Source organism: Pantoea sp. EKM20T (assembly GCF_011800485.1).
GTDB lineage: Bacteria > Pseudomonadota > Gammaproteobacteria > Enterobacterales > Enterobacteriaceae > Pantoea > Pantoea agglomerans.
The window spans coordinates 551,969-566,218 of sequence record NZ_JAALFW010000001.1 but is presented as its reverse complement, the minus strand read 5'-3'; the positions used below and the strand labels follow the sequence as shown (position 1 = coordinate 566,218).

Below are 14,250 nucleotides of genomic sequence, written 5' to 3'. Positions count from 1 at the left end.
TCATCGCCAGGCTTCCCGGTTCTTTTGCCACACTTAATGTTTGTGGGGATTTGCGCAGCACTCTGTTTTGCCGCGCAGCACAAGACAAGAACCGTTAAAGGAGCCATGTCGTGAACTATCAATTTACCGTCGACCTGAACGATCTGCCCCAGCGCCAGCCGGTTAAAAAAACGCTCGGCGAGGTGGAAGTGTTGCTGATCCGCGAAGGCGACAACGTACGTGCTTATCAGGCGAAATGCCCGCACGCAGGCGCGCCGCTGGAGCAGGGCGCGATTTGTGGCGATCGGCTGGTCTGTCCGTGGCACAAAGCCGCGTTTAATCTGGCCAGTGGAAAAATGTGTGAACCGCTGGCGTTAGCCGATCTCAAACAGTATCCGCTGCGCATTGAAGAGGGCCGGGTGCTGGTGAATCCGAAAGCGATGTCGCCCGCGGCGCCGATTGGCAGTGGGGCAGCCGCACCGGTCTATGTGGTGCTCGGTGGTGGGGCAGCGGGCAGCGCGGCGCTGTGGCGTCTGCGCCATGAAGGCTTCAAAGGCCGCGTGATTCTGGTTGAACGGGAAGCGGATGCGCCTTACGACCGCACCGCGCTGACCAAATTTGTGCCGTCGGGCAAAATGGATATCAGCGAGGTGCCGCAGCTGCTGAAAGCGGATGTGATGGACCACGTTGAACGGCTTCAGGCTACCGTGAGCCGCCTGGATGCCCAGCAGCAACGGCTGATTTTCGAGGATGGCGAGACGCTCCCTTTCGACAAACTGCTGATCGCCAGCGGCGCGACGCCAGTCCGCCCCGATTTGCCGGGCAGCGATCTCGATGGGGTTCATCTGCTGCGCAGCAAAGCGCAGACAGATGAGCTGCTTCAGTCGGTGGATGCCAGCCATAAAATCGTGATTATCGGCAACAGTTTTATCGGCACCGAACTGGCGTCGGCGCTGCGTAATCGTGAAATTGACGTGACGGTAATCGCCCGACAGGCGTTGCCCTTTGCTAAACAGTTTGGCGATCAGATTGGCCGCTATTTCTATCAGCTGCATGAGCAGAACGGCGTGAAGTGGGTGCAGGGCGAGATCGAAGCCTTACAGGGCGACCAGCGGGTGAGTGGCGTGCAGCTCAAGGGCGGACGGTTGCTGGACGCGACGGTGGTGCTGTTTGCCACCGGGGTCGAACCGGCTACCGACTTTATCCACGATCTCCCGCTGGCAGAGGATGGCAGCCTGCAGGCGGATGAGCAGTTGCGGGTCGCTGACAATATCTGGGTGGCGGGAGATATCGCCACGTATCCGTCGGCGCAGGGGCCGCTGCGCATTGAACACTATCGCGTCGCGCATCAGCAGGGACAAACCGCCGCATGGAATATGCTGGACCAGACCGTCGCGTTTGATCGTGTGCCGTTCTTCTGGACTACGCAGTATGGCACCCGTTATGAGTATCTGGGCCATGCCAAAGAATGGGATTCATTCCAGCTGCTCGGCTCGCTGGAGGATAAAAAGTTTATGGCGTTTTATGGCCAGCAGGGGAGGCTGGCGGCAATCTGCTCATGCGGCATGTATACGCTGACCGCTGAGCTGGTGGAGCGGATGCAGCAGCCGATGACGTTTGCCGACGCGGTGGCGCTCTGTCAGGCGCACATCAGTTAAGCCGGTAGCAAGGCGGGCCAGCCAGCGTGGCGGGCCGCCTTGCGCAACAACACTCACTCTGTTAGCTGCGGCTCAGTTTCTCTGACTTCGCCATGCACTGCAGCATCGCTTCCATCACCGCCGAGCGCATGCCTTTCTCTTCCAGCACTTTCACCGCTTCAATGGTGGTGCCGCCTGGGGAGCAGACCATATCTTTGAGTTCAGCCGGATGTTTACCTGTGGTCAGCACCATCTGCGCCGCCCCTTTCACCGCCTGTGCAGCAAACTGATAGGCCTGAGCGCGTGGCATGCCGCCCAGTACGGCCGCATCGGCCATCGCTTCGATAAACATAAACACGTAGGCCGGCGCAGAACCGCTGACGCCGACCACGGAGTGAATCAGATATTCATCCACCACGGCCGCTTTGCCGAAGCTTTCAAAAATCGCCACCACCTCGTCGATTTCCGCCTGCTCAACCAGCACGTTGGGCGTGACTGAGGTCATGCCTTCGCTGACCAGCGAGGGTGTATTCGGCATCGCACGGACAATTTTACGATCGTAACCCAGCACCGATGAGAGCGAATCGAGCGTCACCCCAGCCGCAATCGACACCACCAGCGCCTCTTTTTTCAGGCTGCCTGTCAGCTCTTTTAAGACTTTCAGAATGACATTGGGTTTGACCGCGCCGAACAGGATGTCTACTTCACGCGCCAGCGCTTCAGCGCTCTCCGCTGCGTTAATGCCATACTGCTCTGCCATCGCCTGGTTGGTCTCTGCTTTGCGATCGTAAACGAAGATATCAGACGGGGCGATTTTGCCGCTGTTGACCAGTCCGCCGATAATGGCTTTCGCCATATTTCCCCCGCCGATAAACCCGATTTTCTTTGCCAGCATCGCCATCTCCTTAGGACATTATTCGTTTTTCTCAGTGAGCTAGCTTACTTCAGCCAGCCTGAATAACAAGTCAGCCGGGCGCAGGCTGGAAAGCACGCCGCAAATAAAATTTGCCATTTAGGGGGAACCCGGCAAGATCTTACTCTTCTCTGACTGTAAGGAATCATGATGTTTATCTGGGTCGATGCCGATGCCTGTCCGAATGTAATCAAAGAGGTGCTCTACCGCGCAGCCGACCGCACCGCAACTACCATCACTTTTGTGGCGAACCAGTTTCTGCGTGTGCCGCCCTCACCGTATCTGCGCACCCTGCAGGTGCCTGCCGGATTTGATGTGGCGGACAATGAGATCGTCAGACGTTGTCAGCCAGGCGATCTGGTGATCACCGCCGATATCCCGCTGGCAGCAGAGGTGATTGAGAAGGGTGCGGCGGCGCTGAATCCGCGCGGCGAGCGTTACTCACCGGCGACGATACGTGAACGCCTGACGATGCGGGATTTTATGGATACCCTGCGGTCAAGCGGCGTGCAGACCGGCGGCCCCGCGGCGATGAGTCCGCGTGACCGCCAGCAGTTTGCAAATGAGCTGGATAGCTGGCTCACCCAGCAGAAACGCTGAAGTTAAACGAAGCTGTCGTCGTCGTAATCGTTGCCGCCAAAATCATTGAGATCGCTGTTGTCGGCATAATTGCTGTCCCAGCCCGTATTCTGGTCGAGGAAGGCGTTGTCGTTACCGCCGTTAAAGGTATCGGCATTGTCATCGCCACCGTTGAAGGTGTTGAGATTGTCATTCACATCGGGCAGGGGTGGCTCATTGATGATGTTCACAATCTCTTCCGGCTGTGAATGGTGGAACATGCTGGTCAGCATATCGGCCATCACCACACCGCCCGCCACACCCACAGCTGTCTGCAGTGCGCCGCCGAGGAAACCGGTGCCGCGTGGTGCAGGCGCTTGTGCAGGCGCATATTGCGGCTGAGCCGGTTGCTGTGGCGCACTGTTCCACGGTGACGATTGCTGTTGCTGCTGCACAGGCGGCTGCTGACGCGAACCGCTGCCAAACAGCCCGGACAGAAAGCCGCCGCTGCTCTGTGCAGGTTGCTGCTGCTGTTGCTGGGCCAGCTGGCTTTCCAGCGCCGATACTTTCTCATTGAGTTTTTTCAGCGCCGCTTCCTGAATCAGGATCGCCTGTGCCATGTAGTAAGGCGCGCCCGGCTGCGCCTGCAGATGCTGGTTGATCAGTTGTTCGGCAGCGGCATCGCGTGCCACGGTCTGGCTTTCAGCCTGTTTCAGACGGCTGAACAGCCCTTCGATCAGTTGTTGTTCTTCGCGTTGCATGATGACTCTCCTGTGGCGATTGTTACCAGTATATGTGGGCGCCAGCGTGAAAAGTAAAATCGGGGCAGTAAGCAAATATTGCCGACGCATTTTAGCCGCTCTTTTGCGGAGTTTTTATCGCTCTGTTACGGCCCTGATGCACAAAACGTGCATGCATTTCCCCTTGAAAACACAAAGATTGTCGCTGTTCAGGGGACGAAAATGCGTAAATCGTGCCTGACAGGTAGAGGCCATAATAATTTCCAGTTATTATGCGTCGCATTAATAAGCTCACCATGCAGCCGCATCGCGCGGTCAGGCGGAGGAACGGCCCTGATGTCACTACCCATCTTTTTGATTGGCGCTCGCGGTTGCGGCAAAACCACGGTCGGCGAGGCGTTGTCGCGGGCGCTGGGCTACGCCTTTACGGATACCGATCACCATCTGCAACTCAGCACGCAGCGGAGCGTGACGGAGATTGTGGCGGAGGAAGGCTGGGAAGGTTTCCGCGCCCGTGAAACGGAATCGCTTAAAGCGGTGACGGCACCCGGAACCGTCATTGCCACCGGCGGCGGCATGATTCTGGCTGAAGAGAACTGTCGTTTTATGCAGGAGCAGGGCCAGGTGATCTGGCTTAGCGCGTCCCCCGAGGTGCTGGCAGAGCGGCTGGAAAGTGAACCTGAAGCGGCCCAGCGTCCGACATTAACCGGCCGTCCGATTGCTGATGAGATGAGTGATGTGCTGCGTGAACGTGCGCATCTCTATCAGGCTGCGGCCCATCATCAGGTGAATGCGATGCAATCGCCCGAGTGCGTGGTAGAGGAAATTCTGCTGTCACTCTCTCTGGCGCGCGCCAGCTAACCCTCAGATTTTTCCCGCTTTGATCCCGCTTCAGACGGCATTGTCTATACTTATCCTATGACAGGCAGCGGCCTGTCCTGTGGAATGTTATTCAGACAAGAGGGACACAGTATGCCGACCAGACCACCGTATCCACGTGAAGCGAAAGTTGTGCCTGTTGAAAAGGGCACTGAAGGTAATAAAGTAACCTCTTACGAATTGCGTGCTGATCATCCCAAACCGAATTCATTAATCAGTGAGCACGAAACGGAAGAAGAAGCGCGTGACGCTAAAGCGCGCTACGAAGACGTTGAAAAAGAGTAAAGCTTCACTGCTGGCAGGGACGCCAGCCTGTTACACCGGATAACTGCTTATTACTGACCCGCCTGACGCTGTGCCTGAACCACGCCTCTTTTTACTCCCACCTGAAGTCGATCGGGTTATTTAAGAAGCGAAATTGACGCAGATTTACTGTCGAATGCTCTCTGCGTATGCTTCTGTTCTGCACTCTCCTTGTCTCACCAGATAAAGCCCCGCTAATCATTTTTATCCCCTTATTTTCTCTGCTGCCGATCTCTGTGTGAGTCAAATTGTCGCTTGACCGATTCAGCGCCACGTTTTATTTTCATCAAACCAACAGAGGAACTTAGTTCCATATAGTGGAACACGTAACATGACCACACTTGAAAATGCTGCCGCCGTACTTCGATTGTTTCAGCACAAAGGTGTGACGCAGGGGCATGTTGGTCTCTCATTCAGTGAGGTGGTTGAGGCGTTAAACCTGCCAAAAAGCACCGTTTCGCGTCTGCTGGCCACCATGGAAAGTCAGGGGCTGCTGGAGCGGAATGCGGCTACGCGCGGTTATCACATTGGTCGCGTATTGCTGGCTGCCGCCGGACATTATCTTTCGGCACCGCTGGTTGACAGCGTTTCAGCGGCAATGGTCAGGCTGGCTGCGAAGACCGGCTGCATGGGTTACGTGTCGAAGCTCGACGGGCGGGAAGTATTAGTGATGCGTATGTTTCATGGGCGTCACTTTACGCAGATGGTCACGCCGCCGGGCAGTCGGATGCCGGCTGCCGCTACCTCAACCGGCCGGGCGCTGTTAGCGCAGTTAAGCGATGAAGAGGTGCTGGCGCGCTTCCATGATCAATGGCAGGTCGCATCAGCAAACTCGCCGCAAAGTCCTGAGGCACTCTGTGCCAGACTGGCTAAGATCCGCCAGCAGGGCTGGTCACTGGCCCGAAATGAATCGCTGCCAGGCATCAGCTCGCTGTCAGTTATTGTTCATAACAAACATCATGGCGAAACGGTGGCACTCTGCCTGTCGTTTCCGTCTATGGAGTCTGAACCGGGTTTCCCGTCAGAGCTCCTTGAAGCATTACGCGCAACGGCCACTGAGATGACCGAAAAATATGGCGCGTAACTTCACACCGTTTTTATCGGCGTAGTACTTTCGCCACACCAGGGAAAACAAAGGCCTTCGGGCCTTTTTCTTTCAATCTGATCGCCACGCTTTACGCAGCACCCCGGTTGCCTGTGTCCGTCTCTCATTGCCTCCTGTATCGGTTCAGCATGCGGAGGGACGACCATCTGTAGTGGCTGTTGCAATCTCTGTGCGCATCAGAGCAGTGAAACTGATAACCGGCGTAAACCGGCCAGCGAGCGGGTAGACGTTATTTCATTTCTTCTGGACAAGGACTGGCGGGGACATATGGAACGGGTAAATCCGATTAAGCACGTTGGCGTGGCACTGGTTTTAATTCTTCTCTCCATCGCGGGTGCCATTATTGGCATTCAGCTGATTACCACCATTGGCGTAACGCCTAACACCTCTATTATCGGCGCGCTGTTTGCCATGCTGCTGGCGCGTATTCCGCTGCAGGCATTTCGCCGTTATCGTTCAATTGAAATCCAGAACCTGGCGCAGACCGCCATCTCTTCAGCCACCTTTGGGGCGGCGAACAGTCTGTTGATGCCGATTGCCGTGCCCTGGGCGCTGGGTGAACCGCAACTGGTCCTGCCGCTGTTCTGTGGCGTCAGCGCCGCGATGCTGCTGGATGCCTGGCTGCTCTATCGGCTGTTTGATACCCGCGTCTTTCCGGCCAGTAATGCCTGGCCACCGGGCGTTGCGGCAGCAGAAGCGATCAAAGCGGGTGATAAAGGCGGACGCCAGGCGTGGCTGCTGGTGCTGGGCATCGTGGGTGGCGTCGTCGGTGCCATGCTGAAGATCCCGATGTCCGCCTTCGGCACCGCGTTTATCGGCAATATCTGGGCGCTGTCGATGCTCGGCATCGGTTTTCTGCTGCGTGCCTATGCGCAGCCGGTGGCCGGTATTGATATTAATGCGCTCTATATTCCGCATGGCGTGATGGTCGGTGCCGGTCTGGTAGCGCTGATTCAGGTCGTGATGGTGATTCGCAGCCGCAAAAATGATGCGCTGGTGGTGAGCCGCAATGGCAATGAGGTGCAGCGGGCGCTGGGTTTCGGCAGCGTGGGTTACATCGTGATTTCGGCGCTGCTGGCGCTGGCGGGCGGCCTGTGGAGTGAGATGGGCATCGCGATGCTGCTGCTGTTTGTTCTTTATGCCGCGTTTGCTGCTTTCGCCCATGAACTGATTGTCGGCATTGCCGCTATGCACTCCGGCTGGTTCCCGGCCTTTGCCGTGGCGCTGATTACACTGATTATCGGCATTCTGATCGGCTTTCCTCCGCTGGCGCTCTGCCTGCTGTGCGGCTTTACCGCCGCCACCGGTCCGGCGTTCGCCGATATGGGTTATGACCTGAAGGCAGGCTTTATCCTGCGCGGCAACGGTGCCGATCTGCAGCAGGAGCTCTGGGGACGTCGCATTCAGCTCATCGCAGCTATGATCGCCTTTGTTGTGTCGATTCCGCTGGTCTGTTACGCCCATACCTTCTTCTTTGCTGACAACCTGTTGCCGCCTGTAGCGCGGGTGTATGCCAAAACCATTCAGGCGGGTGCTGAGCCAGGTATCGCCGGTAATCTGCTGATGTGGGCGATTCCGGGGGCCATTATCCAGCTGATCGGCGGGCCGAAACGCCAGCTGGGCGTGCTGCTCGCCACCGGTTTATTAATTAATAACGCCATGGCGGGCTGGGCAGTGGTGGTGGGGATCGCCTTACGCATTGTAATCATCCGGATCTGGGGCGAGCGGGGCCGGTCGCCTATGGAGGTGATGGCGGCAGGCTTTATTGCCGGTGATGCCCTCTACAGCTTCTTTCATTCGCTGTTTGCCAGCAGCAGCAAGAAATAAAAGGATAAAGCATGAGTTTGCAGCAGACCCTGGCGGTTTTTGAGTTACTGGATAGCGCCCACATTGACGGACAGCAGGTGGTGGATCTCTTCGCGGCGTATCCTGATGTTGATGCCCGCTTTACCCGTGTCTCCGGTCCCAAAGGCCGCACCGATTTTGTGCGCATTGATATTCCGGGGACGCAGGGCAAATCAGGCGGCGGCAGTGCACCGACGCTGGGGATTATTGGTCGCCTTGGTGGCATCGGCGCTCGTCCTGGTCGTATCGGCATGGTGTCAGATGCGGATGGCGCGATCGCGGCCGTTGCCAGCGCGCTTAAACTGGCGCAGATGCAGAGCAAAGGCGACAGGCTTGATGGCGATGTCATCATTACCACTCATATCTGCCCGGATGCGCCAACGCGGCCGCATCTGCCGGTCGATTTCATGGACTCGCCGATTGACGATGTCACTATGAATGATAATGAAGTGGTGGCGGGTGTGGATGCAATTCTGTCAATCGACACCACCAAAGGTAACCGCATTATCAACCACAAAGGCTTTGCCCTGTCGCCGACGGTGAAAGAGGGCTACATCCTGCGGGTTTCGGAGGATCTGCTGCGCATCATGGAGATGACCTGCGGCCGTCCGGCGGTGACCTTTCCCATCACCACGCAGGATATTACGCCTTACGGCAATGGGGTTTATCACCTCAACAGCATTCTGCAACCTTCTACCGCCACGGATGTGCCGGTGGTGGGGGTGGCGATCACTGCCGAGTCGGTGGTGCCGGGCTGCGGAACCGGCGCCAGCCATGAAGTGGACATTGCGGCAGCGGCGAAGTTTGCCATTGAGGTGGCCAAGGAGTTTGGTCGTGGAACCTGTCACTTCTACGACGCCGAAGAGTATGCGCGGCTGATTTCACTCTATGGCAGCCTGGCGCATCTGCGTCACCGGAATCACTAAGATGACGAAACCACTGGTAACGCTGACTATCGGCCAGTCTCCGCGCAGCGATATTCTGCCGCTGCTGCGGCAGCATCTGCCGGATGCGCTGACCGATCACGCCGGTTTACTGGATGGACTCAGCGCGGCAGAGATTGCCGCACGCTTCGCGCCAGCAGCGGGCGACCGGGTTCTGGTGTCGCGGCTGCAGAGTGGTGAACAGGTGCGGCTGGCGGCCTCGAAAGTGGAGCAGGGATTGCAGCGCAAAATCAGTGCGCTGGAGCAGGCGGGCTATGCGACCATTCTGCTGCTCTGCACCGGTGAATTCAGCCGGCTCCGCACCCAGCGTGCGCTACTGCTGGAGCCGGATCGCCTGATTCCACCGCTCATCTGCGCCATGGTGCAGCAGCAGCAGCGGGTCGGCATTGTCGTGCCGGTTGAGGAGCAGATTGTTGAGCAGGCAGGTAAATGGCAGCAACTGCCTGCGCAGCCCTGCTTTGCGGTCGCCAGTCCCTATCAGGGCGATCAGGCAACCTTCGCCGATGCCGCAAACAGTCTGAAAGCGCAGGGCGCAGCGCTGGTGGTGCTCGACTGTATGGGGTATCACCAGCAGCATCGGATAGGGTTACAGCAGCGGCTGGGCGTACCGGTTCTGCTCTCTAATCAGCTGGTGGCGCGCCTGGCGGCGGAGTTGCTTCCCTGAGTGAAGAGATCACAAACGGCCATCATTTCGCGTGACAGATCAGCGGGTTCCCTTCTACACTGCCAGACACACAACATGTGCTCTGGAGAACTATTATGCTCAACGTAAGTGAGTATTTTGACGGAAAAGTTAAGTCTATCGGTTTTGACAGTGCGAGCACCGGACGTGCCAGCGTGGGCGTAATGGCTGAAGGCGAATACACATTCGGTACCGGCCAGCCGGAGGAGATGACCGTGGTCAGCGGCTCGCTTAAGGTATTACTGCCAGGTGAAACCGAGTGGAAATGGTTTGAAGCGGGTTCGGTGTTCAACGTGCCGGGTCACAGCGAATTTCATCTGCAGGTTGGCGAGCCGAGTTCCTATCTCTGCCGTTACCTGAAAGATTAAAAACATGGCCGCTTAGCGGTAATGCTGGTCAGTTAAGATTAGATTTGTAAAGGCTGCCACGGTCAAACGTGGCAGCTTTTTTTCCGGGCGAGCCAGCCGCAGTGCGGGCCAGCGCACCTCTGCTGCTGCCGGGCCGTCCTCGCGCCGCTCACGCGGTTCCTTCGGCTTTGACGTCGTGCCGACGAACCGTTCGGGGATCGGCCCTCCCTGGCCGGCCCCGAACTGTCCACGCTTCCCGGCGTGGACTTCTGGCCCACCGTCACGCCTCAGCGCTGCGGATAGCCCTTTCAGCAGCAGAGGCGCTCAGGCCTCCACTCTCGTGCCCTTTTTAACAATACACACTGAAGTTTCAGAGCAGGCCGGTGGCGGGCAGGGGCAGGCAATCCGCAGCGCTGAACAGAATGAGTCTGCCAGGAGAGCCCGCAGGACGCGGGCGAAAGGCGGGGCGGCACAGGATGTGCCATCCCCGGCGGTCCGTCAGGCAGGCGAATGAAGTGAAGGAACCGCGAAGCGGCGCGAGGACCGCCAGCCCCTGCCCGGCACCAGACTGCGGTATCACCTGTCGCTTAACTGACTGACATTACCGCTTAGCGGCCATTTTTTTGGCGAATATCGTCTGTCAGGATGATTCTGCCGGTGACTGATTAACGCTGGGCTTCGCCGCCCAACGCTTCAACCAGATTGCTGGTCAGTGCGGCCAGTTCGCTGGTCATCAGAATAAAGTCCGCATCAAAGCGCTGTGCAAAATCTTCGCGGTCAATATCGTCGTTCTGGTCGCGCAGCGTGTCGCTGAACTTCAGACGCTTCACTGAACCATCATCGGCCAGCACGAACTGAATGCGCTCCTGCCAGTCGAGCGCCAGTTTGGTCACCAGCTTGCCCGCTTCGATGTGGTTGGCGATCTCATCGCACACCAGATCCTGTTTCTTGCAGCGGATAACGCCGCCATCTTCCAGCAGCGCTTTCAGCTCCGCTTCATCCATCAGGGCGAATCCGGCAGGCAGCTCGCCTGATCGTACCCATTCGGTCAGGGTCAGTTCAATCGGGCTTTCCAGCGTCAGCGGCACCACCGGCAGTGAGCCCAGGCTTTTACGCAGCAGCGCCAGGGTATCTTCCGCTTTTTTAGCGCTGGCACAGTCAACCATAATCAGGTTGTTGACCGTATCGATCCACAGGTAGGTCTGGCTGAAACGGCTGAAGGCGCGCGGCAGCAGGCTGTGCAGCACTTCATCTTTCAGCGAATCTTTTTCGGTCTTTTTGAGCTTGCGGCTCTGCTCAGATTCCAGCTTGTCGATTTTCGCTTCCAGCGCCTGTTTCACCACCGGCGAAGGCAGGATTTTCTCTTCTTTGCGGGCGCAAATCACAATCTGGCCTTTGTTTTCATGGGTCAGCGCATCGCTGCGGTTGCCCATCGGCGAGACCCAGCCGGTCTTGCTCATATCCTGACTGCCACACGGTGAAAACGTGAAGGCGTCGAGCTGCTTTTCCATCTCATCTGCGGACAGCGGAATGTCACGATTCAGACGATAAACCATCATATTTTTAAACCACAACATCGGGATTCCTTACCGTGGCGCGATCGGGCGCACAAGTCTGCGAGAGTCAGCGCGCATGATAGCGAAACATCGGAGTGGTTTCATTGCCTTTCCGGCAGACGCCTTTTACTGTATCTCTCACCTGAACGAATAACGAGGACGTAATCTTGCGCATAGGCATAGATCTGGGTGGCACCAAGACAGAAGTGATCGCATTGTCGGATAAGGGAGAGGAGCTGTTCCGCCACCGGGTGAATACCCCGCGTGATGACTATCAGGCAACGGTGCAGGCGATTGTCGATCTGGTCACGCTGGCGGAGCAGAAAACCGGCGAAACCGGCACGGTCGGCCTCGGTATTCCCGGCACGCTTTCGCCTTACAGTAAGCGGGTAAAAAATGCCAACTCCACCTGGCTCAACGGTCAGCCGCTGGATAAAGATCTGGCGCAGGCGCTGAACCGGGAAGTGCGTATCGCCAACGACGCCAACTGCCTGGCGGTGTCGGAAGCGATCGACGGTGCCGGTGCCGGACAGTCGCTGGTGTTTGCCGTGATCATCGGCACCGGATCGGGCGCCGGTGTGGCGATCAACGGTGAGTCGCGTATCGGGGGCAACGGCAATGCCGGTGAGTGGGGCCACAATCCGCTGCCGTGGATGGATGAGGATGAGCTGCGCTACCGTCAGGAAGTGCCCTGTTATTGCGGGCAGCAGGGCTGCATAGAGACCTTTGTTTCAGGCACCGGTTTTGGTATCGACTATCAGCGGCTGAGCGGCGTGCATCGCAAAGGTGCGGAGATCGTCTCGCTGCTGGCGCAGCAGGATCCGATCGCCGAACTGGCGATGAGCCGCTATGAGCTGCGGCTGGCAAAATCGCTGGCGCAGGTGGTGAACCTGATCGATCCCGATGTGATTGTACTGGGCGGTGGGATGAGCAATGTGGATCGTCTCTATCAGACCGTGCCGGTGCTGATGAAGAAGTGGGTATTTGGCGGGGAGTGTGAAACGCCGGTGCTAAAGGCGCAGCATGGCGACTCCAGCGGCGTACGCGGTGCGGCGTGGCTCTGGCCGCTTAACGGCTGAGTTACCCGAGCATCCGCTGACGATTCAGCGCCGGAGAGACCCGGCGCTGAATCGTTAACCCACGGCACTCACCCGCGCCGCTTTTATTCGCCGACCAGCATACTGTCCTGCGGCGCCCGATCGCGCTGCGCTTTGGTGGCGAGGAAGTAGAGATAGCCTGCCAGCATGATGGCGAAAAACAGCGCGCCTATCACCGGATTAAACCACAGCATCGCCAGCAGACAGACCACCGACAGCAGCAGGGCGATGCCCGGAACAATCGGATAGCCCGGCGCGCGGAAACTGCGGACCATCTCCGGCGCGCTGCGGCGCAGTTTAAACAGGCTCAGCATACTCATGATGTACATCACAATCGCGCCAAACACCGCCATGGTGATCATCGCCGCCGTCAGCGTCATCCCCTGCAGATTAATCACGCCATCGCTGTAAATTGCCGCGATACCCAACACGCCGCCGAGTATAATCGCCCGATGCGGGGTCTGGAAACGCGACAGTTTGGCCAGAGAAGGCGGCAGATAGCCCGCGCGTGCCAGGGCAAAAAACTGCCGTGAATAGCCGAGGATGATGCCGTGGAAGCTGGCAATCAGGCCAAACAGTCCGATCCACACCAGCATATGCATCCAGTTAGAGTGTTCGCCGACAATCATTTTCATCGCCTGCGGCAACGGATCGTTAATGTCGGCAAGTTTGCGCCAGTCGCCCGCGCCGCCCGCCATCAGCATCACACCTATCGCCAGCACCACCAGCGTCAGAATTCCGCTGATGTAGGCGCGGGGAATGGTCCGGGTCGGATCTTTCGCCTCTTCGGCCGCCATCGCCGCGCCTTCAATGGCCAGGAAAAACCAGATGGCAAAAGGAATGGCGGCGAAAATCCCGGAGAAGGCGGGCAGTCCGAAGCTGTCACTGCCTGCCCAGCCGTGCGCGGCGAAGTTCGCCAGGCTGAAGCCGGGTGAAACCACACCCATAAACACCAGCAGTTCAATCACCGCCAGCACCGTCACAACCAGTTCAAACATCGCCGCCAGTTTTACGCCGAGAATATTCAGCGTCATAAACACCAGGTAAGCCCCGACCGCCGCAGTCTTCGGGTTCAGTTCGGGATACTGCACGTTGAGATAAGCCCCAATCGCCATGGCAATCGCCGGTGGCGCAAAGACAAACTCAATCAGCGTCGCCAGACCGGCAATCAGTCCGCCGGTTTCGCCAAAGGCGCGGCGACTATAGGCAAATGGCCCGCCTGCATGGGGGATCGCGGTGGTCAGTTCGGTGAAGCTAAAAATAAAGCAGGTATAGAGCGTGGCGATTAACGCGGTGGTGACCAGAAATCCCAGCGTGCCCGCCACGGCCCAGCCGTAACTCCAGCCAAAATATTCGCCTGAAATGACCAGGCCAACCGCAATCCCCCACAGATGCAGGGTGCCCAGAGTGGGCTTGAGTCTGTTTGTCATTCTGTTATCCCCGTCGTTGTTGGTCTCACGCGGCGTTACACCGCCATTACGCTACAGTAAGGGGATAATGCCGTTGCATTACTCGCCACGACTTGACGCGGGCGCAGTGAATTCTGTCCTCCACGGTCAACTCACGGGCAACAACCGGGCCAGCTGCACGCTGCGGTCAACTTTGTCTCTTCCGGAGTCAAGCAGCTCACCTTCTGGCAACGCATGCTGAGATAAAGCAAGTGAC

14 protein-coding genes are annotated in these 14,250 nt (G+C 57.8%); 10 read left to right on the top strand and 4 right to left on the bottom strand.

Annotated features, from left to right (window positions below):
- Positions 1-110 precede the first annotated feature (110 nt).
- The gene (locus HFD94_RS02750) at positions 111-1,637 is read left to right on the top strand and encodes an FAD-dependent oxidoreductase (RefSeq protein WP_122889153.1); all 1,527 of its coding nucleotides are present in this window, start codon (positions 111-113) and stop codon (positions 1,635-1,637) included.
- Between the two features lie 61 nt (positions 1,638-1,698).
- Here HFD94_RS02750 and proC read toward each other — a convergent pair whose 3' ends face one another.
- The gene (gene proC / locus HFD94_RS02745; protein WP_031590347.1) at positions 1,699-2,511 is read right to left on the bottom strand and encodes a pyrroline-5-carboxylate reductase; all 813 of its coding nucleotides are present in this window, start codon (positions 2,509-2,511) and stop codon (positions 1,699-1,701) included.
- A 168-nt stretch (positions 2,512-2,679) separates the two neighbouring features.
- On the opposite strand from proC, the gene HFD94_RS02740 reads away from it, so the two are divergent.
- Positions 2,680-3,129, top strand: coding sequence for a YaiI/YqxD family protein (locus tag HFD94_RS02740; RefSeq protein WP_010255266.1), 450 nt, complete (start codon positions 2,680-2,682; stop codon positions 3,127-3,129).
- A 2-nt stretch (positions 3,130-3,131) separates the two neighbouring features.
- Here the strand turns inward: HFD94_RS02740 and HFD94_RS02735 are convergent, their stop codons facing one another.
- Complete coding sequence (locus HFD94_RS02735; RefSeq protein ID WP_010671175.1) at positions 3,132-3,848, bottom strand: DUF2076 domain-containing protein; 717 nt, start codon at positions 3,846-3,848, stop codon at positions 3,132-3,134.
- A 315-nt stretch (positions 3,849-4,163) separates the two neighbouring features.
- Here HFD94_RS02735 and aroL point away from each other — a divergent pair, with 315 nt between their 5' ends.
- From aroL to ppnP, 7 genes are all read left to right on the top strand, one after another.
- Positions 4,164-4,688, top strand: coding sequence for a shikimate kinase AroL (gene aroL / locus HFD94_RS02730; protein ID WP_010255270.1), 525 nt, complete (start codon positions 4,164-4,166; stop codon positions 4,686-4,688).
- Positions 4,689-4,799: 111 nt separating this feature from the next.
- Positions 4,800-4,991 carry a YaiA family protein gene (locus tag HFD94_RS02725; RefSeq protein ID WP_010255272.1) on the top strand — a complete coding sequence of 64 codons (192 nt, stop codon included), beginning with the start codon at positions 4,800-4,802 and terminating at the stop codon, positions 4,989-4,991.
- A 349-nt stretch (positions 4,992-5,340) separates the two neighbouring features.
- Positions 5,341-6,093 carry an IclR family transcriptional regulator gene (locus tag HFD94_RS02720; RefSeq protein ID WP_064689910.1) on the top strand — a complete coding sequence of 251 codons (753 nt, stop codon included), beginning with the start codon at positions 5,341-5,343 and terminating at the stop codon, positions 6,091-6,093.
- Positions 6,094-6,381: 288 nt separating this feature from the next.
- Complete coding sequence (locus tag HFD94_RS02715; protein WP_122889152.1) at positions 6,382-7,941, top strand: OPT/YSL family transporter; 1,560 nt, start codon at positions 6,382-6,384, stop codon at positions 7,939-7,941.
- A gap of 11 nt (positions 7,942-7,952) precedes the next feature.
- Positions 7,953-8,885: a DUF1177 domain-containing protein gene (locus tag HFD94_RS02710; protein ID WP_122889151.1), complete on the top strand. Its 933-nt coding sequence runs from the start codon at positions 7,953-7,955 to the stop codon at positions 8,883-8,885.
- Position 8,886: 1 nt separating this feature from the next.
- Positions 8,887-9,567, top strand: coding sequence for an AroM family protein (locus tag HFD94_RS02705; protein ID WP_010255292.1), 681 nt, complete (start codon positions 8,887-8,889; stop codon positions 9,565-9,567).
- A gap of 95 nt (positions 9,568-9,662) precedes the next feature.
- A complete protein-coding gene (gene ppnP, locus HFD94_RS02700; RefSeq protein ID WP_009091800.1) occupies positions 9,663-9,953 on the top strand; it encodes a pyrimidine/purine nucleoside phosphorylase in 291 nt (96 codons plus the stop codon).
- Between the two features lie 644 nt (positions 9,954-10,597).
- On the opposite strand, the gene rdgC is transcribed toward ppnP, so the two are convergent.
- The gene (rdgC, locus tag HFD94_RS02695; protein WP_022625153.1) at positions 10,598-11,509 is read right to left on the bottom strand and encodes a recombination-associated protein RdgC; all 912 of its coding nucleotides are present in this window, start codon (positions 11,507-11,509) and stop codon (positions 10,598-10,600) included.
- Positions 11,510-11,655: 146 nt separating this feature from the next.
- Between rdgC and mak the strand changes: the two genes are divergently transcribed.
- On the top strand, positions 11,656-12,567 hold the full coding sequence (mak, locus tag HFD94_RS02690) for a fructokinase (protein WP_010255298.1): 912 nt from the start codon (positions 11,656-11,658) through the stop codon (positions 12,565-12,567).
- A gap of 83 nt (positions 12,568-12,650) precedes the next feature.
- Here the strand turns inward: mak and eat are convergent, their stop codons facing one another.
- Positions 12,651-14,015, bottom strand: a complete 1,365-nt coding sequence (gene eat, locus HFD94_RS02685) for an ethanolamine permease (protein WP_033766618.1) — start codon at positions 14,013-14,015, stop codon at positions 12,651-12,653.
- Between the last annotated feature and the right edge of the window lie 235 nt (positions 14,016-14,250).